Below are 21,861 nucleotides of genomic sequence, written 5' to 3'. Positions count from 1 at the left end.
TGGTCTTAAGGACGCATGATTTGTGCCAATGCGAAGGGTTCTCAGAAATTTCTACAACTAATTGATTTATATCAAAAAAAGTAAATATTTCACCCTCTGTCTTTCCTCTATTGGACGGTTTCCCGAATGTCCGGCAGGTTTTTTGTTCGGAGATGCGTCCGTTCGTCGGTTTTATGACGCCATTTTTTGACGTTGACAAATACGAAACGGGTTTCCATAGTGAGGTTCAAGCAAACGTTTGCGCGCTGCTTTTACTTGTGCTTTTTCTAAGTGTCTGAAAACACACAAGGTCGGTTGTAGCTGTCGACCTGCTACTTCGCGTAAACAGGATGTTGCTCACAATAATCATAAGATCGGAGTGCTCCCATGAAGCTGCCCTTTGCTGGACGTCTTCTCGCTGTCGCCATGTTGGCGGCGACCTCTTTATCCCTTCCTGTTGCCCACGCAGATACCCCTGAAAAACCGAAGATCGGCCTCGTGATGAAGTCGCTGGCCAATGAGTTCTTCGTCACCATGGCCGATGGCGCCAAGGCCTATCAACAACAGCATCCGGCTGATTTCGACTTGATCTCCAACGGGATCAAGAACGAAACCGATACCGCGGGTCAGGTCGACATCATCAATCAGATGATCATCGCCAAAGTCGACGGGCTGGTTATTGCGCCAGCAGACTCCAAGGCGCTGATCTCGACCATTGATAAAGCTCGCAAAGCCGGCATCGTGGTGGTCAATATCGACAATCAGCTAGACCCTCAAGTGTTGAAAGCCAAGCACCTCGACGTGCCATTTGTCGGGCCTAACAACCGTGATGGCGCGCGTAAGGTGGGCGAGTTTCTGGCGGCCAAACTGAGCGTGGGGGACGAGGTTGGAATTATTGAGGGGGTGTCGACCACCACCAATGCCCAGCAGCGCACGGCAGGCTTCAAGGACGCCATGCACGCGGCGCAGATGAACGTGGTCTCGGTGCAATCGGGGGATTGGGAGATTGATGGCGGTAACAAGAAAGCGGCTGCCATGCTCAGTGAATACCCGAACATAAAAGCGCTGCTGGCCGGTAACGACAGCATGGCGATCGGTGCGGTCTCGGCCATTCGGGCGGCGGGCAAGACCGGTAAGGTGTTGGTGGTGGGGTATGACAATATCGATGCCATCAAACCGATGCTCAAGGATGGTCGTGTCGTTGCCACTGCGGATCAGGCTGCTGCCCAGCAGGCTGTTTTTGGTATCGAAACGGCGCTCAAGCTGATCAAGAAAGAGCCGGTTGAAAACCTCAAAGAGGGTGTGATTGATACCCCGGTTCAACTGGTCACCCAACCTTAAATTTCCTCCTGCCCGGAGCACCTGTTCGGTTGAGCAGGTGTTCGGAGATGCTCTATGACGACTCCTGTAGCCGGAGTGGCCCTTTCAGTCAGTGGGATTGGTAAAACCTATTCGCAGCCTGTGTTGAGCGGCATCGATTTGACCCTGAATCGTGGCGAAGTGTTGGCGTTGACCGGTGAAAATGGTGCCGGCAAAAGTACGCTGTCGAAAATCATCGGCGGCCTGGAAACGCCTACCACCGGCCAGATGCAGTTCAATGGCCAGCCTTATACGCCAGGCAGCCGGGCGCAGGCTGAGCGCCTGGGTGTGCGCATGGTCATGCAAGAACTCAATCTGCTGCCGACACTGACGGTGGCTGAGAATCTGTTTCTCGATAATCTGCCCAGCCGTGGGGGGTGGATCAGCCGTAAAAAGCTGCGCCAGGCGGCGATTGAAGCAATGGCGCACGTTGGGCTTGAAGCGATAGACCCCGATACATTGGTAGGAGAATTGGGCGTTGGCCATCAGCAGATGGTCGAAATTGCGCGCAATTTGATCGGCGACTGCCATGTGCTGATTCTCGACGAACCCACGGCCATGCTCACCGGACGTGAAGTTGAGCTGTTATTTGTGCAGATCGCGCAACTACAAGCGCGCGGGGTTGCCATCGTCTACATCTCGCATCGCCTTGAAGAGCTGGCACGGGTGGCGCAGCGCATTGCGGTATTGCGTGATGGTTGCCTGGTGTGTGTCGAGCCGATGGCCAATTACGACAGCCAGCAACTGGTCAACCTGATGGTGGGGCGAGAGCTGGGTGATCATCTGGATATGGGGCCCCGCCAGCTTGGGGCGCCTGTGTTGCAGGTGAAGGGCCTGTGCCGCTCGAACAAAGTGCTGGATGTCTCTTTTGAGGTCCGAACGGGCGAAATTTTTGGTGTTTCTGGCTTGATCGGGGCAGGGCGCACCGAGCTTTTGCGCCTGATTTATGGCGCAGACACCGCTGACAGCGGCTCGGTAGCCGTGGGTTCACCTTTGCAGGTGGTGAGTATCCGTTCGCCGGTTGACGCGGTTAAGCAGGGTATCGCCCTGATCACCGAAGACCGCAAAGGCGAAGGCTTGCTCATGAGTCAATCCATCGGCGCCAATCTCGGCCTGGGCAATATGCCTCGCATCTCCCGCGCAGGGGTTGTTAACGGTATTGCTCAAGACGCTCTGGCTCAGCGTCAGATAGACGCGATGGGCATTCGCAGCTCCGGGCCTGATCAAATGGTTGCGCAATTGTCGGGCGGCAATCAGCAGAAGGTCGTCATCGGCCGCTGGCTAGAACGCGACTGCACCGTATTACTGTTTGACGAACCTACCCGCGGCATTGATATCGGCGCCAAATTCGATATTTATCGTTTGCTGGGTGAGCTAACGCGCCAAGGCAAAGCGTTGGTGGTGGTGTCCAGTGATTTACGTGAGCTGATGCTGATTTGTGATCGGATCGGCGTGCTCTCTGCCGGGCGTTTGATCGACACCTTCGAGCGCGGGTCCTGGAGTCAGGAGCAACTGCTGGCTGCAGCATTTGCCGGTTATCAAAAACACGATGCGTTACTCACGCCAGTAACGCCAAAGGATGCGTCATGAAAACGGCTGCCTCGGTGCACAAAGCTGCACACAATTTCTATGGGATGGGGACGTACTTGGGGTTGGCGGGGGCTTTGCTGGGCATGGTGGTGTTGTTCTCCAGCCTCAGTGATCACTTCTTTTCCTATGACACCCTGAGCACATTGGCCAACCAGATCCCGGACCTGATGGTGCTCGCGGTCGGTATGACGTTCGTGCTGATTATCGGCGGCATCGACTTGTCGGTGGGTTCGGTACTGGCGCTGGCAGCCTCGGTGGTGAGCGTGGCAATACTCGGCTGGGGGTGGGGCGTGTTGCCTGCTGCGTTGCTGGGTATGGGGTGCGCGGCATTGGCCGGAACGATCACGGGTTCGATCACCGTTGCTTGGCGTATTCCCTCGTTCATCGTGTCACTGGGTGTGCTGGAAATGGCGCGTGGCGCGGCGTATCAAATGACAGGCTCGCGCACGGCTTATATCGGTGACGCCTTTGCATGGCTGTCCAACCCGATTGCGTTTGGCATCGCGCCTTCGTTCATCATCGCTTTACTGGTGATCCTGATGGCTCAAGCAGTACTGACCCGAACGGTATTTGGTCGTTACCTGATCGCCATTGGTACCAACGAAGAGGCGGTGCGGCTGGCGGGTATCAACCCCAAACCTTATAAGGTGCTGGTGTTCAGCCTGATGGGTTTACTGGCTGGTGTGGCGGCGTTGTTCCAGGTTTCGCGTCTTGAGGCCGCAGATCCCAATGCGGGTTCTGGCCTTGAATTGCAGGTCATTGCTGCCGTGGTGATCGGCGGCACAAGCTTGATGGGCGGACGTGGCTCGGTCATCAGCACGTTTTTTGGTGTGCTGATTATTTCGGTGCTGGCGGCCGGATTGGCCCAAATCGGCGCAACGGAGCCGACCAAGCGTATTATTACCGGTGCTGTCATTGTGATAGCAGTGATTCTGGACACTTACCGCAGTCAACGAGCACGTCGACGGAATTAAGCAATGGCAACGATTAAAGATGTCGCGGCACTGGCAGGGATTTCCTACACAACGGTCTCTCATGTGTTGAACAAAACGCGCCCGGTGAGTGAACCCGTGCGGTTGAAAGTGGAAGAGGCCATTGCGCGCCTTGACTACGTGCCCAGCGCTGTCGCTCGATCCTTGAAGGCCAAAAGCACGGCAACCATTGGCCTGCTGGTTGCCAATAGCCTCAACCCCTATTTCGCTGAGTTGGCGCGGGGCATCGAGGATTATTGCGAGCGCAACAATTACTGCGTGATCCTGTGTAATTGCGACGATGACCCCGACAAGCAACGCAGCTATTTGCGCGTGTTGCTGGAAAAACGCGTCGATGGGCTGGTGGTCGCCTCTGCGGGGGGGAATGCGGGCCTTGCCAGCGGGTTGGCGGGGGTTCGCACACCGATGGTGATCGTCGACCGCAGCCTTGAAGGCATAGATGCCGATCTGGTGCGAATCGATCACGAGCAGGGCGCTTATCTCGCTACACGGCACCTGCTTGATCTGGGGCATCGCGCAATCGCGTGCATTGGCGGGCCAGCCATCACTAGCGTGGCCCACATGCGCAAGGCCGGTTATCTGCGTGCGCTGAGCGAGGCGGGCGTGACACCCAACGACGACTGGATGATCGAGAGTGACTTCAGTTGTACGGGTGGCTATGAGGCGGCGGGCCGCTTGTTGAGCGGCGACAGGCCGTCGGCCATTTTTGCGTGCAACGACATGATGGGTATTGGTGTGCTGCGCGCAGCTGCCGAGCGGCACATTCGGGTGCCCGAGCAGTTGTCTGTCATCGGTTTTGATGATGTGCAAATGAGCCGTTATGTGTACCCGGCCTTGACCACGGTGGGGCAGTCGATCCTGCAACTGGGTGAAACCGCCGCACAGGTTTTATTACGACGTATTGCTACACCGCAGCAGGCCGTCGAACAGTTGATTGTTGCGCCCAGCATCGTATTGCGAGAGTCCACAGGGCCGTACGACGTAGCCTTGCAATACCCACAGCAATCCAATGGATGAGTGTCGATACATGCAAGCAAATGTCGTAGTGGTTGGCAGTCTGAATATGGATCTGGTAACGCGTACCGAGCGATTGCCTCAACCGGGCGAGACGCTCTTTGGTCATTCATTGGCGACCGTGCACGGGGGCAAAGGGGCTAATCAGGCGGTTGCAGCGGCGAGGCTTGGCGCGCAGGTGGCGATGATAGGGTGCGTGGGCAGTGACGCGTATGGCCTGCAATTGCGCGAGGGGCTGTTGGCCGAACAGATTGATTGCCAAGGTGTGCGTAACGTTGAAGGTGGCGTCAGTGGCGTGGCGTTGATTGTGGTCGATGCCAACAGTCAGAACACCATCGTGGTCGTGCCGGGTACTAATGCGTGCCTGGTGTCACAAGACATTGATGCGTGTGATAGCGCATTGCAAAAAGCCGATGTGATTGTGTGTCAGCTTGAGGTGCCAATGAGCACTGTGGGTTACACGCTCGATCGGGGGCGAGCGCTGAATAAAACCGTCATTCTCAACCCGGCGCCGGCCAGCGGCCCATTGCCGGTTGAGTGGTATGACGCTGTTGATTATTTGATTCCCAATGAAAGTGAAGCGCAGGCACTCAGCGGTGTGGTTGTCGACTCACTCGACTCAGCCGAATTGGCGGCGCGCACGTTGATGGGGTTCGGTGCAGGCAAGGTCATTGTCACGCTTGGCGCTCAGGGCGCTCTGTTTGTCAGCGAGCAACGGGCGGTGCATTTTGCGGCGCCCAAGGTGCTGGCGGTTGACGCGACGGCCGCTGGCGACACCTTTGTCGGTGCGTTTTCTGCCGCACTGGCCGCTGGTCGTAGCGAGGATCAAGCCATCCGATTTGCCCAGGTGGCGGCGGCCTTGTCGGTCACACGCTCAGGCGCTCAACCCTCTATTCCTTATTTATCGGACGTTGAGGGGTTTTCACCGTCATGAAAAAGACGCCTTTATTGAATATTGCGCTCTCCCGGCTCATTGCATCGTTGGGCCATGGAGACATCGTGGTGATTGCAGATGCCGGTTTGCCGGTGCCCAAAGGTGTTGAGTTGATCGACCTGGCCTTGACTCAAGGCGTGCCGGACTTCGCTAGCACCTTACGGACCGTATTGAGTGAAATGCAGGTGCAAAGTCATGCACTGGCCCACGAGCTGCTGCTGGTGCCCAGTGCCGCGCTGGACAGTATCGAGGCGCACGCAATTCGGACCGAGTTGGGGGTCAGGTGCCTGCTTTCACATGATGCGTTCAAAGACTTATGCCGGCAGGCAAAAGTGATCGTGCGTACGGGGGAGTGTCGTCCTTACAGCAATATCGCGTTGTTTGCGGGTGTTACATTTTAATAACGTTCAATACAGGAATTCGGTTATGCCACGCTTTACACCACGTCTGCCTCAAGTCATCAGGAGTGTCTTGTTTTTGTCAGCTATCACGCTTTCAAGTGCTCAGGCTGCAGAAAAGATAGATCTCATCATCGACACCGATCCGGGGGCTGATGATGTGGTTGCTTTGCTGTTGGCACTGGCGTCTCCAGAGCAATTGAACGTGCGCGCGATTACCACGGTGGCCGGGAATGTGCGCCTGGATAAAACCTCGCGCAATGCGCGCCTGGCGCGTGAGTGGGCAGGGCGCGAAGAGATTCCGGTGTACGCGGGTGCGCCACGCCCACTGGTTCGCTCGCCTATCTACGCTGAGAACATTCATGGTCAGGAGGGCATAACGGGTGTGCCTGTGCATGAGCCTGCCAAAGGTCTTGAGTCCAAAAATGCAGTCAACTACCTGATCGAAACGCTTACGGCTGCCAAGCCTGGCAGTGTGACCATTGCCATGCTGGGGCCTCAGACCAATCTTGCGCTGGCGTTGACCCAGGCTCCTGGCATTGCCAAGGGCATTAAAGAAGTGGTGGTAATGGGGGGGGCGCACTTTAACGGCGGCAATATCACTCCGGTCGCAGAGTTCAATCTGTACGCAGATCCACATGCGGCCGATGTGGTGCTAAACAGCGGGGTCAAGCTGACTTATATACCGCTGGATGTGACACACAAAATCCTCACCAGCGACGCGCGGTTAAAGCAAATTGCATCGTTGGGTAATACGGCCGGGAAGCTGGTAGGCGGTATTTTGAATGAATACGTGAAAGGGGACATGGAGCACTATGGTTTGCCAGGTGGACCGGTGCACGATGCCAGTGTTATCGCGTATTTACTGGAGCCTGGCTTGTTTACAGGGCGTGAAGTCAATCTTGTGATTGATACGCGCGAAGGCCCGACGTTTGGTCAGACCATTGCTGATTGGTATAACACCTTAGATCAGCCAAAAAATGCATTTTGGGTCGAAAACGGAAACGCCCAAGGTTTTTTTGATTTGCTAACGGCTCGTTTAGGGCGCTTGAAATAACCAGAAAGTGCGCAGACGCATGTCTGCGCAACGTCATGTTGCGCGGGACATGTCTCCATACTTCTCGAAAATCTGGCTGACAAATACGTGCGCAGCGTCTTTCCCCAGCGCCTTGACCAGCAGATCAATCCCGATAATCGCCAGTTCTTCAGGGGTGCCCGGGCTGTATGAACACTGGCCTTGAGACCACTTTGCCTTGATGTTTGCGTCAATCGTGACCGTGATCATGGTTATCTCATGGCGTTTAAAACCGCGATTTTAGCAAAATGCTATCGATAAGCCACCAGCGTTGGAGGCCGTCGTGCCCCAATCCTTAGGCCCATCAGTGACGGGTGCGTGTCACACTTGGCCTTTTTGAGGGGCAGGTGGATGATAAGCATTGATTTGAACAAAGCGGATGCGCTCACCATTGACGCCGTACGCCAGTTGCTGGCCTCTGCCAGCGATGATGTGCATACGCAGTTGCGCGTAACGAAAGCAGGCATTGCGTATCTGTCTGTCGGCGTCGTAGGTGGAGCCGATATCGACGGGCTGCTGTTCAGGCTGGAAACCTGGGCGGCAGGGTCGGGGTACGTGGGCATCGTTGCGGCCAGCGATGAGGTTTGGGTGATGCAGATTTTCAATGCGCTCAAAGAGAACTGGCCCAATCCTGCTTTTGACTACATTGACGTGTACTAGAGCGTGCACACATGCCGTGACGATTGTGGCTGAGCAATAGCCAATTTTTCGTTCAGAATCACGCGCCTTTCGGTCATGAGGTGTTTTGTTGCTTTGTGCCGTGCAACCTCTTTGCGATACAGCTGTCGCAAAGGCTTCGCTCATTCAATTTAAGGAGGTTTCATGTCCTGGAAGCTAATGCCATTGGGTTCGTTGTTGGCGGTGCTGGTCTTATCTGGCTGCACCACACCGAGTTCTGACAACGAGGTGACACAAGACGCTGGACACCGCCGGTGCGACGCTCAAGCCGCAGCGTTTGTGATCGGTAAAAAAGCCTCCTCTGAGCTTCTGGAGCAGGCTCGAGTCAAGGCCGGGGCGCAGAATGCGCGCATTCTGGGGCCGCACGACGTTATGACGCTGGAATATCGTTCTGATCGACTGAACCTGAATGCCGACGATAACGCGATCATTACGCGCGTGAATTGCGGTTAGGCGCAGCGGTTTAGCGTTCTATCAGGCATAAAAAACCCCGTCACATGGACGGGGTTTTTTTGTTCGAAGGAGATTTACTCCGGACGAACCTGCGCAGCTTGCATACCCTTTTGGCCTTTCTCAGCCACGAAGGAAACAGTCTGGCCTTCTTTCAGGCTTTTGAAACCGTCGCTTTCGATAGCTTTGAAGTGTACGAACAGGTCGTCACCGCCACCTTGAGGAGTGATGAAGCCGAAGCCTTTTTCATCGTTGAACCATTTTACGGTGCCGGTTTGGCGATTAGACATGGTGTATCTCCAAGAAACTTATATTTTCAGTAGTACTGTGTTGCTCAGGCCAACTGGGCACACTTGGCTATCATAGTCGAAATGTACGGTTTGGAACCCCCCCTGAGTCACAGTTTGCACAATTGTTAGCGTGTATGTGTTGCTGAAAACCGCCATGGCCCCCATTTTATGGGGGTTTGGGGTCGAAAAACGCTTTAAAAAAAAGCTGCTGTGAATGATTTTTTTTTAAAGATAAGTGCTTTTTAAGTCGTTTTTACTCACGAAAACACTTGCTCAGCCTTTGGTCGCGGGCTTTTTCTCAGCGCGGCAGGTCTGAATTGCATCCAGGGCTTTGGTGCGTAGTTCGGCACTAGGCTGAGTGGTCTTGCTCATTAGCTGCGTGATTTCGGCAGTCGAAAACTTTTCGGATAATTTGTCAGCACCGCAGGCGCAATGCTGTTGAGCTGTCTTTACATCGACGCTTTGGCTGGCGGCTGCAACGCAGTCCTTCATGTAGTCATTTTTAGCGCCTGCAGGCCAGTTATCGGCGTGAGCGCTTAAAGGAATAAGCAGTGCCAGAGGGGCAGCGAAAGCAAACAGAGGATTCAAGCGCATGTGATGCTCCTTCTTGGACATTTAAGTCGAACGTGATTCACGGTGTATTTGAGGGCACAAGTGCAGCTCAAGTTCAGCATTATGCAAAAAAGGGCAGCCTGAAGCGTTGAATGCCGGGGTACGCTGCATCAACCAGGCATCTGTGCTAGCATGCCGCCCTTGGCTTTTTTCTCGGTGCATTCAGTGTTAGCCCCGGAACAGAGCCATATACCCTTTTTGATTTGAACTCCAGTCACTCTGGTTCGGTAAATGGTTGGCCGCAAGGCTCCTGCCACTGTGAGGCAGGCTCACCACCGAATCGCGTACTGGCTCATCCCAACCCACGTGACCTTTGGTAGGGGTCACCACTAGGAGAGGAGGCGCCATGCCAACTATTACTCTTCCCGACGGCAGTCAACGTTCGTTCGATCATGCAGTCTCTGTTGCCGATGTTGCAGCATCGATTGGCGCAGGTCTGGCAAAAGCCACCGTGGCCGGCAAGGTCAACGGCAAACTGGTTGATGCGTGCGATCTGATTGAAAATGACGCCACTCTGCAAATCATCACGCCTAAAGATGAAGAGGGGCTGGAGATCATTCGTCACTCTTGCGCCCACTTGGTAGGCCATGCAGTGAAGCAGCTGTACCCAACGGCCAAAATGGTCATTGGTCCTGTCATTCAGGAAGGTTTTTACTACGATATTTTCTATGATCGTCCCTTCACGCCGGATGACATGGCTGCTATTGAGCAGCGTATGCAGCAGCTGATCGAGAAAGACTACGACGTGATCAAAAAGGTCACGCCTCGCGCAGAAGTTATCGAGCTGTTCTCTGAACGCGGTGAAGACTACAAACTTCGCCTGATCGAGGACATGCCCGATGAGCAGGCGATGGGCCTGTACTTTCACGAAGAATACGTCGATATGTGTCGCGGGCCTCACGTGCCTAATACGCGCTTCCTGAAATCCTTCAAGCTGACTAAATTGTCGGGCGCTTACTGGCGCGGCGATGCCAAGAACGAGCAGTTGCAGCGTATTTACGGCACCGCCTGGGCGGATAAAAAGCAGCTGGCAGCCTACATCCAGCGTATCGAAGAGGCTGAAAAGCGCGATCACCGTAAAATCGGCAAACGCCTGGGTCTGTTCCATACACAAGAAGAAGCGCCGGGCATGGTGTTCTGGCACCCGAATGGCTGGACGCTGTATCAAGTGCTTGAGCAATACATGCGCAAAGTGCAGCGTGATAACGGTTACCTGGAGATCAAGACGCCTCAGGTTGTGGATCGCAGCTTGTGGGAAAAGTCCGGTCACTGGGCTAACTATGCTGAAAACATGTTCACCACTGAGTCGGAAAACCGCGATTACGCGATCAAACCGATGAACTGTCCGTGCCATGTGCAAGTTTTCAATCAAGGCCTGAAAAGCTACCGTGAGTTGCCGCTGCGTTTGGCTGAATTCGGTGCTTGCCACCGTAACGAGCCGTCGGGTGCTTTGCACGGCATCATGCGGGTTCGGGCTTTTACGCAAGACGATGCGCATATTTTCTGCACAGAAGAGCAAATGCAGGCGGAGTCCGCAGCGTTCATCAAGTTAACGCTGGATGTTTACGCAGATTTCGGTTTCAAAGACATCGAGCTGAAGCTTTCGACGCGCCCGGAAAAGCGCGTGGGTTCAGATGAGTTGTGGGATCGCGCTGAGAGCGCGCTGGCTTCAGCCCTTGATAGTGCTGGCCTGGCGTATGATTTGCAGCCGGGTGAAGGTGCTTTCTACGGACCCAAGATTGAATTTTCTTTGAAAGATTGTCTGGGTCGTGTCTGGCAGTGTGGTACCTTACAGCTCGATTTCAACCTGCCTATCCGTCTTGGCGCAGAATATGTGTCTGAAGACAATAGCCGCAAGCACCCTGTCATGCTGCATCGCGCGATCCTCGGATCGTTCGAGCGTTTCGTCGGTATTCTGATCGAGCATTACGAAGGTGCGTTCCCTGCGTGGCTAGCGCCAACTCAGGCAGTGATCATGAATATCACTGATAAACAGGCAGAATTTGCTGCTGAAGTTGAAAAAATTCTCAATCAGAGCGGATTTCGTGCCAAGTCTGACTTGAGAAATGAAAAGATCGGCTTTAAAATCCGCGAGCATACTTTGCTCAAGGTTCCTTATCTCTTGGTTATCGGAGATCGGGAAGTCGAGATGCAGACTGTCGCTGTGCGTACACGTGAAGGTGCTGACCTGGGCTCTATGCCCGTCGCGCAATTCGCTGAATTCCTCGCACAAGCGGTTTCCCGGCGTGGTCGCCATGATTCGGAGTAATTATTATTAAGCGTGAAATGAGACAAGATAAACGAGCTGCACCGAAAGCCCCGATCAACGAGAATATCTCTGCACGCGAGGTTCGGTTAATTGGGGCTGAAGGCGAGCAGCTTGGGATTGTGTCAATTGAAGACGCGCTTCTTAAAGCTGAAGAGGCCAAACTGGATTTGGTGGAAATTTCCGCTGATGCAGTACCCCCAGTTTGTAAGCTGATGGACTACGGCAAATCGATCTTCGAAAAGAAGAAGCAGGTTGCCGCTGCAAAGAAAAACCAGAAACAGATCCAGGTTAAAGAAATCAAGTTTCGTCCAGGGACGGAGGAAGGGGATTACCAGGTAAAACTGCGCAACCTGGTACGTTTCCTGAGTGATGGGGACAGGGCCAAGGTATCGTTACGATTCCGCGGCCGTGAGATGGCCCACCAGGAGCTGGGTATGGAACTGTTGAAGCGGGTTGAAGCTGACCTCGCGGAATACGGTACCGTCGAACAGCATCCTAAGATGGAAGGACGCCAGCTGATCATGGTCATCGCCCCGAAAAAGAAGAAGTAATCAATTGGGCACGGCAGGCCTTCTGATTATGTTTATCAACTGAATGCGGAGTACCGAACATGCCAAAGATGAAAACTAAAAGTGGTGCTGCTAAGCGGTTTCTGAAAACTGCTAACGGCATCAAGCACAAGCACGCTTTCAAGAGCCACATCCTGACCAAAATGTCGACTAAGCGTAAGCGTCAACTGCGCGGTAGCAGCTTGCTGCATCCGTCTGACGTGGCAAAAGTGAAGCGCATGCTGCGCCTTTGCTAATTTCGGTCAAGAATAGAGGAAGTAACTCATGGCTCGTGTAAAGCGTGGCGTTGTCGCCCGTAAACGTCACAAAAAAATTCTGAAACTGGCTAAAGGCTACTACGGCGCACGCTCCCGCGTATTCCGTGTTGCCAAGCAAGCGGTAATCAAGGCAGGCCAATACGCCTACCGTGACCGTCGTCAGAAAAAACGTCAGTTCCGCGCTCTGTGGATCGCTCGTATCAACGCTGGTGCACGTATCAACGGTCTGTCTTACAGCCGTTTCATCGCCGGCCTGAAAAAAGCGTCCATCGAGATCGACCGTAAGGTTCTGGCTGATCTGGCAGTGAACGAAAAAGCGGCGTTTGCTGCGATTGTCGAGAAAGCTAAAGCCACTTTGGCTTAAGTACCCCCGACAGTCATCCGGGCCTACCTGTGTGAGCTCGGATACTAAACGTCATAAATAGGGGAAGAGCCTTTAAGCTCTTCCCCTATTTTGTATCTGGAGTCTGTACATGGAAAACCTGGATGCGCTGGTCGCCCAAGCACTAGAGGCTGTGCAAAGCGCGGAAGACATCAATGCCCTGGAGCAAATCCGGGTTCTGTACCTTGGCAAGAAAGGTGAGTTGACTCAGGTGATGAAGACCCTGGGGAATTTGCCTGCAGAGGAGCGTCCGCAAGTCGGCGCCCTGATCAACGTTGCCAAGGAGCGTGTAACAGAGGTTCTCAATGCGCGTAAGGCACTGTTTGAAGAGGCTGAACTGGCCGCCAAACTGTCTGCCGAATCCATTGACGTGACCCTGCCTGGCCGCGGCCAGACCTCAGGCGGTCTCCATCCGGTCACCCGGACTCTGGAGCGCATTGAGCAGTTCTTCACTCATATTGGCTACGGCATCGCCGAAGGCCCGGAAGTTGAGGACGATTACCATAATTTTGAGGCGCTCAACATCCCAGGCCATCATCCGGCCCGGTCGATGCATGACACCTTTTATTTCAATGCGAACATGCTGTTGCGCACCCATACCTCACCGGTACAGGTCCGCACCATGGAATCCAAGCAGCCCCCGATTCGCATCGTCTGCCCAGGCCGTGTTTATCGCAGCGACTCCGATATCACTCACTCGCCAATGTTCCACCAGGTAGAGGGCTTGTTGGTCGATCGTGACATCAATTTTGCTGACCTCAAAGGCACTATCGAAGAGTTCTTGCGGGTATTTTTCGAAAAAGAACTGGCTGTTCGTTTCCGTCCTTCGTACTTCCCGTTCACAGAGCCATCGGCCGAAGTTGATATGGAATGCGTGATGTGCAGCGGTAAAGGTTGCCGCGTTTGCAAGCAGACCGGTTGGCTTGAGGTTATGGGGTGCGGCATGGTTCACCCGAACGTGCTGCGTATGTCCGGGATTGACCCGGAAGAATTCTCGGGCTTTGCCTTTGGTATGGGGGTAGAGCGTTTGGCCATGCTGCGTTACGGCGTGAACGACTTGCGTCTGTTCTTCGACAACGACTTGCGGTTTCTTGCGCAATTTCGCTAGTCGTAACGGATTCTTAGGAGAGCAGAATGAAATTCAGTGAACAATGGCTGCGTGGTTGGGTTAATCCGCAGGTAAGTCGAGATGAGCTGGTTGCTCGTCTGTCGATGGCGGGTCTTGAGGTTGATAGTGTTACCCCGGCTGCCGGTGTTTTCAGTGGTGTTGTGGTGGGTGAGGTGCTGAGCACTGAGCAGCACCCTGATGCCGACAAGCTGCGCATTTGTCAGGTCAGTAATGGTGCCGAAACTTTTCAGGTCGTTTGCGGAGCGCCGAATGTGCGTCCGGGTCTGAAAATACCGTTTGCCATGTTGGGTGCCGAACTGCCGGGCGACTTCAAAATAAAGAAGGCCAAGCTACGCGGCGTTGAGTCAAACGGCATGCTGTGCTCGCAAGCTGAGCTGCAAGTCGGTGAAGGCAATGACGGGCTGATGGAGCTTCCAGCCGATGCGCCGGTGGGTGAGGATATTCGTGCCTACCTGCAGCTTGAAGATGCCAGCATTGAAGTCGATCTGACCCCGAACCGTGGTGACTGCCTCTCGTTGGCAGGTCTGGCCCGTGAAGTGGGCGCCTTATATGCTGCCCAAGTGACGCGTCCAGTTGTAGCACCTGTTGCTGCCGTACACGACGAAGTCCTCCCAGTCGACGTGCTTGCCCCGCCAGCATGTCCGCGCTACCTGGGCCGTATCATTCGTAACGTGGATTTATCACGGCCTACACCCTTGTGGATGGTTGAGCGTTTGCGTCGCGCCGACGTACGCAGTATCGACGCGGCCGTGGATATTACCAACTATGTGATGCTTGAGCTGGGGCAGCCGCTTCATGCGTTTGATCTCGCTCAGATCCATGGCGGTATCCGAGTGCGTATGGCTGAGGAGGGAGAGAAACTGGTACTCCTTGATGGTCAGGAAATTACCTTGCGTAGCGATACGCTTGTAATTGCTGATCATCAGCGTGCGTTAGCCATAGCGGGTGTCATGGGTGGCGAGCACAGCGGTGTAACCTCAACAACACGTAACATCTTCCTTGAAAGTGCGTTCTTCGATCAGATCGTTGTAGCGGGTAAAGCCCGTTCGTATGGTCTGCACACGGATGCTTCGCACCGTTATGAGCGCGGCGTGGACTGGAAGCTGGCGCGTGAGGCTATGGAGCGAGCCACTGGCTTGCTGCTAGACATCGCGGGCGGTGAAGCGGGTCCGATCATCGAAACCGTCAACGAACAGTACTTGCCGTCGATTGCCCCTATAACTCTGCGGGCCGCGCGTATCAGTCAGATGCTTGGCATGGAGATGGACCCGGCTGAGGTTGAGCGCTTGCTGCGCGCACTGGGTCTGACCGTCACAGCAGAAACCGCAGGGCAGTGGCGCGTAGAAGTACCTAGTCACCGCTTTGATATCAGTCTTGAAGTCGACTTGATTGAAGAGCTCGCGCGATTGTACGGCTACAACCGCCTGCCGGTTCGCTACCCGCAAGCTCGCTTGGCGCCACAAGCCAAAGCTGAAGCACGCAGCGACCTGCCAGAGCTTCGTCGCCTGTTAGTCGCACGCGGTTATCAAGAAGCCATCACCTATAGCTTCATCGATCCTAAGCAGTTCGAGCTATTCAGTCCGGGTGTTGAACCCTTGCTGCTGGCTAACCCGATTTCTAACGACATGGCGGCGATGCGTGCGTCCTTGTGGCCAGGCTTGATCAAATCGCTGCAGCACAACCTCAACCGTCAACAAGATCGTGTTCGTTTGTTCGAAAGTGGACTGCGTTTCGTGGGGCAGTTGGAAGGCCTGAAGCAAGAGCCAATGTTGGCAGGCGTAGTCTGTGGCTCGCGCTTGCCAGAAGGCTGGGCGCAGGGTCGTGATACTGTGGATTTTTTCGATGTTAAGGCAGACGTTGAGGCTGTTCTTGGATTCGCAGGTGCTCTGAATGCTTTCACTTTTGTGCCTGGCAAGCATCCGGCGCTGCACCCGGGTCAAACCGCTCGTATCGAGCGCGATGGTCGAGAGGTGGGGTATGTAGGTGCAGTCCACCCTGAGCTGTCAAAAAAGCTGGGCCTCGATCGACCTGTATTTGTCTTTGAGATGGTATTGGCTGAAGTTGCCTTGGGTAAAATGCCTAAATTCCAAGAACTCTCGCGCTTTCCCGAAGTGCGTCGAGACTTGGCGTTGATTGCTGATTGCAACGTAGCGGCCAGCGATGTCCTGAAAGTCATTCGTGAAAATGCAGGAGAGTGGCTGACAGACCTAAGGCTTTTTGACGTTTATCAAGGTAAAGGTATTGATCCAAATAGAAAAAGCCTTGCAGTTGGCTTGACCTGGCAGCATCCATCGCGCACTCTTAATGACGATGAGGTGAATACTACTACGCAAAATATCCTCACCTCGCTCGAACAAAGGTTGAACGCCACGTTAAGGAAGTGACGTATGGGGGCTCTGACGAAAGCTGAGATGGCGGAACGTCTTTATGAAGAGCTAGGCCTGAATAAACGCGAAGCCAAAGAGTTGGTTGAGTTGTTTTTCGAAGAAATCAGGCACGCTCTTGAAGACAATGAACAGGTCAAGCTGTCAGGTTTTGGCAATTTTGATCTGCGTGACAAGCGACAGCGGCCTGGCCGTAATCCGAAAACGGGAGAGGAAATCCCGATCACGGCACGCCGTGTGGTCACCTTTCGTCCAGGGCAGAAGTTGAAGGCCCGAGTAGAGGCTTATGCTGGAACCAAGTCATAACGACGAGCTCCCGCCAATACCAGGCAAACGCTACTTCGCCATAGGCGAAGTAAGTGAGTTATGTGCGGTTAAACCGCATGTTCTGAGGTATTGGGAGCAAGAGTTTCCTCAACTCAACCCCGTAAAGCGCCGCGGTAACCGCCGGTATTATCAGCGACAGGATGTGCTGATGATCCGGCAGATACGCGCTTTGCTTTATGACCAAGGCTTCACTATTGGCGGGGCGCGTTTGCGTCTTTCTGGTGATGAGGCCAAAGATGACACAACGCAGTACAAGCAATTGATACGTCAAACAATCTCCGAGCTGGAGGACGTTTTGCTGATTCTCCGTAAATAATGCGTGATCAAATGCTTTCGCATTCTGAAAGCATGAGGTATATTCAACAGCGTTTGTTATAGCAAGTCGTTCTAACGCCTAGTCGGGGCGTAGCGCAGTCCGGTAGCGCACTAGCATGGGGTGCTAGGGGTCGAGTGTTCGAATCACTCCGTCCCGACCATATTCTGTAAGGGAATCAAGGGTTTAGGCCTTTGATTCCCTTTCTCGTTTCTGCCTTGCGCAAAACTGGCGCAAAATGCGCGCAAAACTATCCGGTAATTTCGCTGATATTCAGGTCTGGAATCGCATCCGACCAGATCACATCGGCGTGGTCTTTCTGGTAGTTTTTGGTCATGGTCTCGCTGGCATGGCCCGCAATTGTTTGCCCATCCTTACCGGCTCTTTTGTACAGGTGCAGCGACAGCGCGCGCACTTCGTGAAAGCCAGGCATTTCCTCTTCTTTCCAATCCGCATAACAGCCAGCAAGCTCTCGCGCCTCTTTGAAAGAGCGCGTCAAAAACCGATCTTCAACCTTGGTCCAGTGCTCTTTGGTCTGCGCCTGCTTTTGTAGCAGTCGTCGCGGCTTACGATGGATGAGGAAGGGCGAGGCGACGTTGTCACGGCAACGCGTGATAACGGCCTGCAATTCGTCAGTCACCTTGAAACGAATCCACGCAGTATCGCTGGCCTTGGCTGTCTTCTTTTGCACCAGGTACAGGTAGCCATCCCGGACACCATCAAATCGCATATCCAAAATGTCCGAGCGCCGTTGAGCGGTGATCAGTGCCAAGTCGATGGCGTTGCGTAGCCAACCTGGAGCTACGTCTCGTATTGCCTTGAGGCCTTCGACGGTATGGCGTTTGCGCTGCTTCTTCTCGATACGGTTGATCGTGCTTGATGCCGGATTGTCAGGGCATAAGCCGTTCGATGCAGCATGGTTGAAAATGTCTACCAGCAGCTCGCGGCTTTGATTGGCACTGCGGGGTGTCAAGGTGTCGAGTAGTTCTGCAACCATGCGAATGGTTATCTGATCGACTGCCTTACCCTCGAAATGCCGTCTGAAGTGTCTGAAGTGAACGGCGTACAGTCCGAGCGTCCCCTTGGCCACCTCAATGGTACGGTCGAGGCCGTGCTCGATGCCAATTAAGGGCTGGCCGATGAGGTGCAGTTTCGGGCGGGGCTGGTTATTCACTTGCCAGATTTGCCCGTGCCGAGTGATGAGGTGGTGCTGTTGTGGGCTTGAACTTCTAGTGCTTCATCGACGAATAAAAGAGATAGACCCTCCGTCATTATGGGAAAGGTCTTATTGACCCTTGGCTGAACTGGCCGATACAGTCCGCGCACTTCAATGGATTGACCTGAACGGGGCGCTGCTTTAATCGGCCCTGGTGATTAAGGAAAATACGACATGCACATGCGCCTGATTTATGCAGACGACCGAGAAGAACTTGGGGGTCGTCTCAGTGAGATCGAAGCCCCTTTCTTTGCCAAATTCGAAGTCGAAGACGCTTTATGTAAGCCTTTGCCCACGCTGAGCCTGTTTGATATCCAAACGTATGGCCGACAATTAACCCATGAAGAAATCGTAGACGCCGTAGAAGCGGGCGACATTTTATTGGTTAAAGACGATCCCTTCAGTCCGCTGAGCCAAGACACATTCAACGAGTATTTCCACATCACCGGACGCGGTTGGACGGGCAGTTTCCATATGCCTGTTGAGCAGGAAAAACCGCCGTTGCCGGAAGCTGAACCTATTTTCAAACCGCAACCGCAACCGCAACCGCAAGCGCCTGGCTTCTATGTCGTCCCTAAAAGCACCACGGGCGAAAAGTTAAAAGCGGCTTTATTCTCGGTACAAAATCCCACCGTGATGAGCAAGTTCGATGCGCTGAATCCAAACCTTGGCAAGATCAACGCCGGTACGATGATCGTATTGAGCGACCCGAATAACCTGCAATGCACGCGTGAAGAAGCGATGCTGATGGAAGTTGCGGCCAAGGCTAATGCCGTTATTAAAGAGATGACGCCAGAAGAAGCTGAGTTCATGGTTCGGCATCGAGAAGAAATTGAAACGTTCTTGGCGCGGGGTGCGACAGCGATAGGGGGTGGTGAGGCGATATTCTCCAAGCATCTGGATGACGTTCAGAGGTTAATGAAGGATATCGAAGCCTTGCATGTGAGGACGTTTCAGGCCACGGGTGGCCTTACGTCCGCAGAGTTCTTCGCCGAACGTAAACGTCTGCTTGCTCAACTGAACACGAACCTTACCGCGTTAACACGCAAAAGCATTGGGCTTCCTGACCACCCGAACTTGAAAAGTGCGCTGGGTATTTCCAGTCGTAGCCTGGTTCATCGCTGGACGGCAGCAGGGGGAGCTGACCAGATACCCGGGTATGCGACGCATATAGAGGGCGTGTCGAAGGCTGCGAAATATGTAAAAGCCGGAGGTTGGGTCGGCACCGCCATTGGCGGGGGGGCATCGTATATGAAGGTTCAGGACGTTTGCTCTGCGGGCGATACCGAGGCATGTCGAAAAGTTAAATTCACCGAGGCAGGAGGTTTTGTGGGTGGCGTTGCAGGTGGGGCAGCTGCTGGTGCAATGATGACAGGCGCTACTGTCGGGTGGGCTTGTTTTGCTATAGGCGTCCCCACTGGTGGTATCGGTACACTGGTCTGCGGGATTGTAGTTGTCAGTGCCGGGTCTCTTGCAGGAGGCGTTGTGTTGGGGGCTGCTGGAGAAGAGCTTGGCGAGGTTATCTATGAGCACAGCAAATGAGTGCGGCTGAGTTTGTATTCGGTTACCTCGGGGGCGCTGTACTTCTTGGTGTCTTAATTTGGATTGGTGTCGCTCTCTATTTGGCTTTTACCAAGACGGATTTGATGTTAGCCCATTTGAAGAATTGCCCTGCGATCATGGTTAGAGCTCCACTGCGAAACGGTGGGCCCTGGGGCAAGCTACTACTGATTGGGGGCATATCCGGAATCATTACATTCCCAAATTTTTACCTTAAAAGAGGTGAGCTAAGTGCAGATGATCTATCTACGTTTCCGGCATCGCTTAGGCGAAAACTGATATTCATGCAGTGGAGTATTATCGTGCTTTTTAGCTTTGCTTTTTTACTATGGGTTGTCGGCAAGGTTGTTGGTTGGCACAAGTAAAGTTAGTCATGTTCTATCAACAGCACTGCCTTATTTGTGCTGAGGTCGTTGTAGGTGGAGGGGGCGTAGCCCGAGAAATTGTGGGCGGAGGAGAGCCAGGGGCTGATAATTTATGAGATTGCTCAATGAATATGAGTTTCGGCGATAAGATTTTTTTGTCAGTGGGCTTAATTGACTTTGGAGGGACATTTATTTGGATTGGAGTATGCCTACATCTTGGGTATACAAAGATGGACCACATGTTGGATCATCTGGGAAATAGCTCATTGCTTCATACATTGACCCCGCTTAAGCACAGTGGGCCTTGGGGCAAGCTTTTGCTCGTGGGTAGTATTTCTAGTGTACTCGCGTTTCCCAAATCCTACCTAAAGCGCGGCAAGATTAGTCCTGACGATTTGCACAAGTTCCCTTTGGCGCTCAAGCGCAAGCTAGTGATCTTGCAGTGGGTTGGACTCACACTTCTGTTGACTATGGTGGGTCTTGCAGCAGTGACTAAGTTTGGGATTTTATAAGATCGCTTATCAACAGCCTGCTCTTGGATTGTAAGTAGCCGATCAGCTTCCAATTCAAACCACTCATATCAACATCATTATTTAGCCCGCCTCATGCGGGCTTTTTAGTTTCTGGAGTTTACTCATGACCCCAACTTTCCGCATCGTCGCAGACGGTGCCGACATTACCACGCTGATCAACGACCGCCTGCTTTTACTGTGAACCACTGACAAACCCGGCATGGATTCCGACGACTTTGAACTGCGCATCGATGACCGTCATAGCGCCGTGTCATTGCCAAGTCGTGGAGCCAACATTGAAGTATTCCTCGGCTACAGCGGCACCGCCTTAGCCAGCCTCGGGCGCTACACCGTGGATGAGGTCGAGTTGTCCGGTCCACCCGATACGCTGGTGATCCGGGGTAAAGCCAGCGACATGCGCGGCGGTGGCAAGACCACGCGCAGCGGCAGTTGGGAAGGGGTGAGCCTGACCAGCTCAGCGAATCCGACTTCAACTTCATCACCCGGCTCTCCAAGCAGTTCGACTGCACCGCCAAAGTGGCGGACGGCAAGCTGCTGGTGATGCAGCGTCAAGGCGGTCAGAGTGCGAGCGGCAGAGCCTTGGGCTCAATCACTCTAACCCGCAGCGACGTCAGTCGCTGGCAGTTCCGGCTGGGTGATCGCAGCGCGCACAGGGCGGTCAGCACCAAGCACCAAGACAAGAAAACCGGCAAGTTGGCCATCGTCACTTTGGACTACGACGAAGCCCCTGTCCGATCTGGCCAACACCCACTCAGCGTTAATCCTTGCGGAACAGGGCAAGCGATTCGCCCTGGAGCAATGGCTGGCAGCCAGCGATCAAGCCCACTATCGAGCCTTGACCGATGCCAAAACTCATCAAGCCCGCCTGCGTGATCGCCTTGCTACTGCTGACCTGCGGCTGTCAGTCCTACTCGACGCTACCAGCGCAACTGGTAGTGACGGAATGCAAGCCACCACCGGCCCCGGCGGCGTGGTTCATGCACCCCGTCGAGCCAAACTTGACCCGGCGCATGCTCAACGAATTATCGGAATCACCGGCGAAGGCGACCAAGGACTGATCGCGCTGCAGGCCTGTCAGGCCTACGCCAAAGAAGTATCAGGCACGAAATAAAAGGAGCGGCCGAGCGGGATGCGTCAACATCCAGCCCGGCCACCAAACCCGCAGATTAGCCCTGCAAGCCCAGTC

24 protein-coding genes, 1 tRNA gene and 2 pseudogenes are annotated in these 21,861 nt (G+C 54.0%); 23 read left to right on the top strand and 4 right to left on the bottom strand.

Features of this window, described 5'->3' with window-relative positions; genetic code table 11:
* Positions 1-366 precede the first annotated feature (366 nt).
* Genes GYN01_RS01595 through GYN01_RS01565 form a run of 7 tightly spaced genes read left to right on the top strand, consistent with a single transcriptional unit; the run spans position 367 to position 7,323 of the window.
* A complete protein-coding gene (locus GYN01_RS01595; protein ID WP_203306497.1) occupies positions 367-1,320 on the top strand; it encodes a substrate-binding domain-containing protein in 954 nt (317 codons plus the stop codon).
* A 54-nt stretch (positions 1,321-1,374) separates the two neighbouring features.
* On the top strand, positions 1,375-2,928 hold the full coding sequence (locus GYN01_RS01590; RefSeq protein WP_203306496.1) for a sugar ABC transporter ATP-binding protein: 1,554 nt from the start codon (positions 1,375-1,377) through the stop codon (positions 2,926-2,928).
* Positions 2,925-3,902 carry an ABC transporter permease gene (locus GYN01_RS01585; RefSeq protein WP_048365667.1) on the top strand — a complete coding sequence of 326 codons (978 nt, stop codon included), beginning with the start codon at positions 2,925-2,927 and terminating at the stop codon, positions 3,900-3,902. Before GYN01_RS01590 ends, GYN01_RS01585 begins: the two co-directional genes overlap by 4 nt.
* 3 nt (positions 3,903-3,905) lie before the next feature.
* Entirely contained in the window at positions 3,906-4,937 is a 1,032-nt protein-coding gene (locus tag GYN01_RS01580) for a LacI family DNA-binding transcriptional regulator (protein ID WP_048399182.1), read from the top strand.
* 10 nt (positions 4,938-4,947) lie between these two features.
* Entirely contained in the window at positions 4,948-5,868 is a 921-nt protein-coding gene (gene rbsK, locus GYN01_RS01575; protein WP_048365669.1) for a ribokinase, read from the top strand.
* The gene (gene rbsD, locus GYN01_RS01570) at positions 5,865-6,269 is read left to right on the top strand and encodes a D-ribose pyranase (protein ID WP_048399186.1); all 405 of its coding nucleotides are present in this window, start codon (positions 5,865-5,867) and stop codon (positions 6,267-6,269) included. The genes rbsK and rbsD overlap by 4 nt, the downstream gene beginning before the upstream one ends.
* A gap of 25 nt (positions 6,270-6,294) precedes the next feature.
* Positions 6,295-7,323 carry a nucleoside hydrolase gene (locus GYN01_RS01565; protein WP_203306495.1) on the top strand — a complete coding sequence of 343 codons (1,029 nt, stop codon included), beginning with the start codon at positions 6,295-6,297 and terminating at the stop codon, positions 7,321-7,323.
* A gap of 33 nt (positions 7,324-7,356) precedes the next feature.
* Here the strand turns inward: GYN01_RS01565 and GYN01_RS01560 are convergent, their stop codons facing one another.
* A complete protein-coding gene (locus tag GYN01_RS01560) occupies positions 7,357-7,551 on the bottom strand; it encodes a hypothetical protein (RefSeq protein WP_048365672.1) in 195 nt (64 codons plus the stop codon).
* A 144-nt stretch (positions 7,552-7,695) separates the two neighbouring features.
* Here GYN01_RS01560 and GYN01_RS01555 point away from each other — a divergent pair, with 144 nt between their 5' ends.
* Both GYN01_RS01555 and GYN01_RS01550 read left to right on the top strand, forming a co-directional pair.
* Positions 7,696-8,001, top strand: coding sequence for a hypothetical protein (locus GYN01_RS01555; RefSeq protein WP_048399584.1), 306 nt, complete (start codon positions 7,696-7,698; stop codon positions 7,999-8,001).
* 162 nt (positions 8,002-8,163) lie between these two features.
* Complete coding sequence (locus GYN01_RS01550) at positions 8,164-8,472, top strand: I78 family peptidase inhibitor (protein ID WP_048365673.1); 309 nt, start codon at positions 8,164-8,166, stop codon at positions 8,470-8,472.
* A gap of 74 nt (positions 8,473-8,546) precedes the next feature.
* On the opposite strand, the gene GYN01_RS01545 is transcribed toward GYN01_RS01550, so the two are convergent.
* The gene (locus GYN01_RS01545) at positions 8,547-8,759 is read right to left on the bottom strand and encodes a cold-shock protein (RefSeq protein WP_003179963.1); all 213 of its coding nucleotides are present in this window, start codon (positions 8,757-8,759) and stop codon (positions 8,547-8,549) included.
* Between the two features lie 273 nt (positions 8,760-9,032).
* On the bottom strand, positions 9,033-9,353 hold the full coding sequence (locus GYN01_RS01540) for a hypothetical protein (RefSeq protein WP_048399189.1): 321 nt from the start codon (positions 9,351-9,353) through the stop codon (positions 9,033-9,035).
* Positions 9,354-9,717: 364 nt separating this feature from the next.
* Here GYN01_RS01540 and thrS point away from each other — a divergent pair, with 364 nt between their 5' ends.
* The 9 genes from thrS (at position 9,718) to GYN01_RS01495 (ending at position 17,164) form a co-directional block, all read left to right on the top strand.
* Complete coding sequence (gene thrS, locus GYN01_RS01535) at positions 9,718-11,640, top strand: threonine--tRNA ligase (protein ID WP_203306783.1); 1,923 nt, start codon at positions 9,718-9,720, stop codon at positions 11,638-11,640.
* Positions 11,640-12,191, top strand: coding sequence for a translation initiation factor IF-3 (infC, locus tag GYN01_RS01530; protein WP_169916631.1), 552 nt, complete (start codon positions 11,640-11,642; stop codon positions 12,189-12,191). Before thrS ends, infC begins: the two co-directional genes overlap by 1 nt.
* Before the next feature lie 59 nt (positions 12,192-12,250).
* Entirely contained in the window at positions 12,251-12,445 is a 195-nt protein-coding gene (rpmI, locus tag GYN01_RS01525) for a 50S ribosomal protein L35 (protein ID WP_003442181.1), read from the top strand.
* Positions 12,446-12,473: 28 nt separating this feature from the next.
* On the top strand, positions 12,474-12,830 hold the full coding sequence (rplT, locus tag GYN01_RS01520) for a 50S ribosomal protein L20 (RefSeq protein WP_047275143.1): 357 nt from the start codon (positions 12,474-12,476) through the stop codon (positions 12,828-12,830).
* A 109-nt stretch (positions 12,831-12,939) separates the two neighbouring features.
* A complete protein-coding gene (pheS, locus tag GYN01_RS01515; RefSeq protein ID WP_048365677.1) occupies positions 12,940-13,956 on the top strand; it encodes a phenylalanine--tRNA ligase subunit alpha in 1,017 nt (338 codons plus the stop codon).
* Between the two features lie 26 nt (positions 13,957-13,982).
* Entirely contained in the window at positions 13,983-16,361 is a 2,379-nt protein-coding gene (gene pheT, locus GYN01_RS01510) for a phenylalanine--tRNA ligase subunit beta (RefSeq protein ID WP_048365678.1), read from the top strand.
* A 3-nt stretch (positions 16,362-16,364) separates the two neighbouring features.
* Entirely contained in the window at positions 16,365-16,667 is a 303-nt protein-coding gene (gene ihfA / locus GYN01_RS01505; protein WP_002553164.1) for an integration host factor subunit alpha, read from the top strand.
* Positions 16,648-17,004, top strand: a complete 357-nt coding sequence (locus GYN01_RS01500; protein ID WP_047275136.1) for a MerR family transcriptional regulator — start codon at positions 16,648-16,650, stop codon at positions 17,002-17,004. Before ihfA ends, GYN01_RS01500 begins: the two co-directional genes overlap by 20 nt.
* Positions 17,005-17,087: 83 nt before the next feature.
* A tRNA-Pro gene (locus GYN01_RS01495) sits at positions 17,088-17,164 on the top strand.
* A gap of 87 nt (positions 17,165-17,251) precedes the next feature.
* On the opposite strand, the gene GYN01_RS01490 is transcribed toward GYN01_RS01495, so the two are convergent.
* Positions 17,252-18,127 carry a tyrosine-type recombinase/integrase gene (locus GYN01_RS01490; RefSeq protein WP_420850376.1) on the bottom strand — a complete coding sequence of 292 codons (876 nt, stop codon included), beginning with the start codon at positions 18,125-18,127 and terminating at the stop codon, positions 17,252-17,254.
* Between GYN01_RS01490 and GYN01_RS22615 the strand changes: the two are divergent.
* From GYN01_RS22615 to GYN01_RS01470, 5 genes and pseudogenes are all read left to right on the top strand, one after another.
* A pseudogene (locus GYN01_RS22615) lies at positions 18,035-18,226 on the top strand (tail protein X). The gene GYN01_RS01490 and the pseudogene GYN01_RS22615 sit on opposite strands and share 93 nt — an antisense overlap.
* Before the next feature lie 165 nt (positions 18,227-18,391).
* Complete coding sequence (locus GYN01_RS01485; RefSeq protein ID WP_203306494.1) at positions 18,392-19,759, top strand: hypothetical protein; 1,368 nt, start codon at positions 18,392-18,394, stop codon at positions 19,757-19,759.
* Positions 19,756-20,142 carry a hypothetical protein gene (locus GYN01_RS01480; protein ID WP_203306493.1) on the top strand — a complete coding sequence of 129 codons (387 nt, stop codon included), beginning with the start codon at positions 19,756-19,758 and terminating at the stop codon, positions 20,140-20,142. Before GYN01_RS01485 ends, GYN01_RS01480 begins: the two co-directional genes overlap by 4 nt.
* A gap of 636 nt (positions 20,143-20,778) precedes the next feature.
* A pseudogene (locus tag GYN01_RS01475) lies at positions 20,779-21,404 on the top strand (phage late control D family protein); the annotation flags it as partial.
* On the top strand, positions 21,403-21,786 hold the full coding sequence (locus GYN01_RS01470; protein WP_420850375.1) for a lysis system i-spanin subunit Rz: 384 nt from the start codon (positions 21,403-21,405) through the stop codon (positions 21,784-21,786). The pseudogene GYN01_RS01475 and the gene GYN01_RS01470, both read left to right, overlap by 2 nt.
* Positions 21,787-21,861: the final 75 nt, after the last annotated feature.

This window comes from Pseudomonas weihenstephanensis (assembly GCF_016812185.1).
GTDB lineage: Bacteria > Pseudomonadota > Gammaproteobacteria > Pseudomonadales > Pseudomonadaceae > Aquipseudomonas > Aquipseudomonas weihenstephanensis.
This window is presented reverse-complemented; position numbering and strand designations above follow the sequence as displayed.

Bases quoted from the DNA above. Each gene is read 5' to 3' on its own strand.
- GYN01_RS01595 (WP_203306497.1), top strand. From the start codon at position 367: ATGAAGCTGCCCTTTGCTGGACGTCTTCTCGCTGTCGCCATGTTGGCG.
- GYN01_RS01590 (WP_203306496.1), top strand. From the start codon at position 1,375: ATGACGACTCCTGTAGCCGGAGTGGCCCTTTCAGTCAGTGGGATTGGT.
- GYN01_RS01585 (WP_048365667.1), top strand. From the start codon at position 2,925: ATGAAAACGGCTGCCTCGGTGCACAAAGCTGCACACAATTTCTATGGG.
- GYN01_RS01580 (WP_048399182.1), top strand. From the start codon at position 3,906: ATGGCAACGATTAAAGATGTCGCGGCACTGGCAGGGATTTCCTACACA.
- rbsK (WP_048365669.1), top strand. From the start codon at position 4,948: ATGCAAGCAAATGTCGTAGTGGTTGGCAGTCTGAATATGGATCTGGTA.
- rbsD (WP_048399186.1), top strand. From the start codon at position 5,865: ATGAAAAAGACGCCTTTATTGAATATTGCGCTCTCCCGGCTCATTGCA.
- GYN01_RS01565 (WP_203306495.1), top strand. From the start codon at position 6,295: ATGCCACGCTTTACACCACGTCTGCCTCAAGTCATCAGGAGTGTCTTG.
- GYN01_RS01560 (WP_048365672.1), bottom strand. From the start codon at position 7,551: ATGATCACGGTCACGATTGACGCAAACATCAAGGCAAAGTGGTCTCAA.
- GYN01_RS01550 (WP_048365673.1), top strand. From the start codon at position 8,164: ATGTCCTGGAAGCTAATGCCATTGGGTTCGTTGTTGGCGGTGCTGGTC.
- GYN01_RS01545 (WP_003179963.1), bottom strand. From the start codon at position 8,759: ATGTCTAATCGCCAAACCGGCACCGTAAAATGGTTCAACGATGAAAAA.
- GYN01_RS01540 (WP_048399189.1), bottom strand. From the start codon at position 9,353: ATGCGCTTGAATCCTCTGTTTGCTTTCGCTGCCCCTCTGGCACTGCTT.
- thrS (WP_203306783.1), top strand. From the start codon at position 9,718: ATGCCAACTATTACTCTTCCCGACGGCAGTCAACGTTCGTTCGATCAT.
- rpmI (WP_003442181.1), top strand. From the start codon at position 12,251: ATGCCAAAGATGAAAACTAAAAGTGGTGCTGCTAAGCGGTTTCTGAAA.
- rplT (WP_047275143.1), top strand. From the start codon at position 12,474: ATGGCTCGTGTAAAGCGTGGCGTTGTCGCCCGTAAACGTCACAAAAAA.
- pheS (WP_048365677.1), top strand. From the start codon at position 12,940: ATGGAAAACCTGGATGCGCTGGTCGCCCAAGCACTAGAGGCTGTGCAA.
- pheT (WP_048365678.1), top strand. From the start codon at position 13,983: ATGAAATTCAGTGAACAATGGCTGCGTGGTTGGGTTAATCCGCAGGTA.
- ihfA (WP_002553164.1), top strand. From the start codon at position 16,365: ATGGGGGCTCTGACGAAAGCTGAGATGGCGGAACGTCTTTATGAAGAG.
- GYN01_RS01500 (WP_047275136.1), top strand. From the start codon at position 16,648: ATGCTGGAACCAAGTCATAACGACGAGCTCCCGCCAATACCAGGCAAA.
- GYN01_RS01485 (WP_203306494.1), top strand. From the start codon at position 18,392: ATGCACATGCGCCTGATTTATGCAGACGACCGAGAAGAACTTGGGGGT.
- GYN01_RS01480 (WP_203306493.1), top strand. From the start codon at position 19,756: ATGAGTGCGGCTGAGTTTGTATTCGGTTACCTCGGGGGCGCTGTACTT.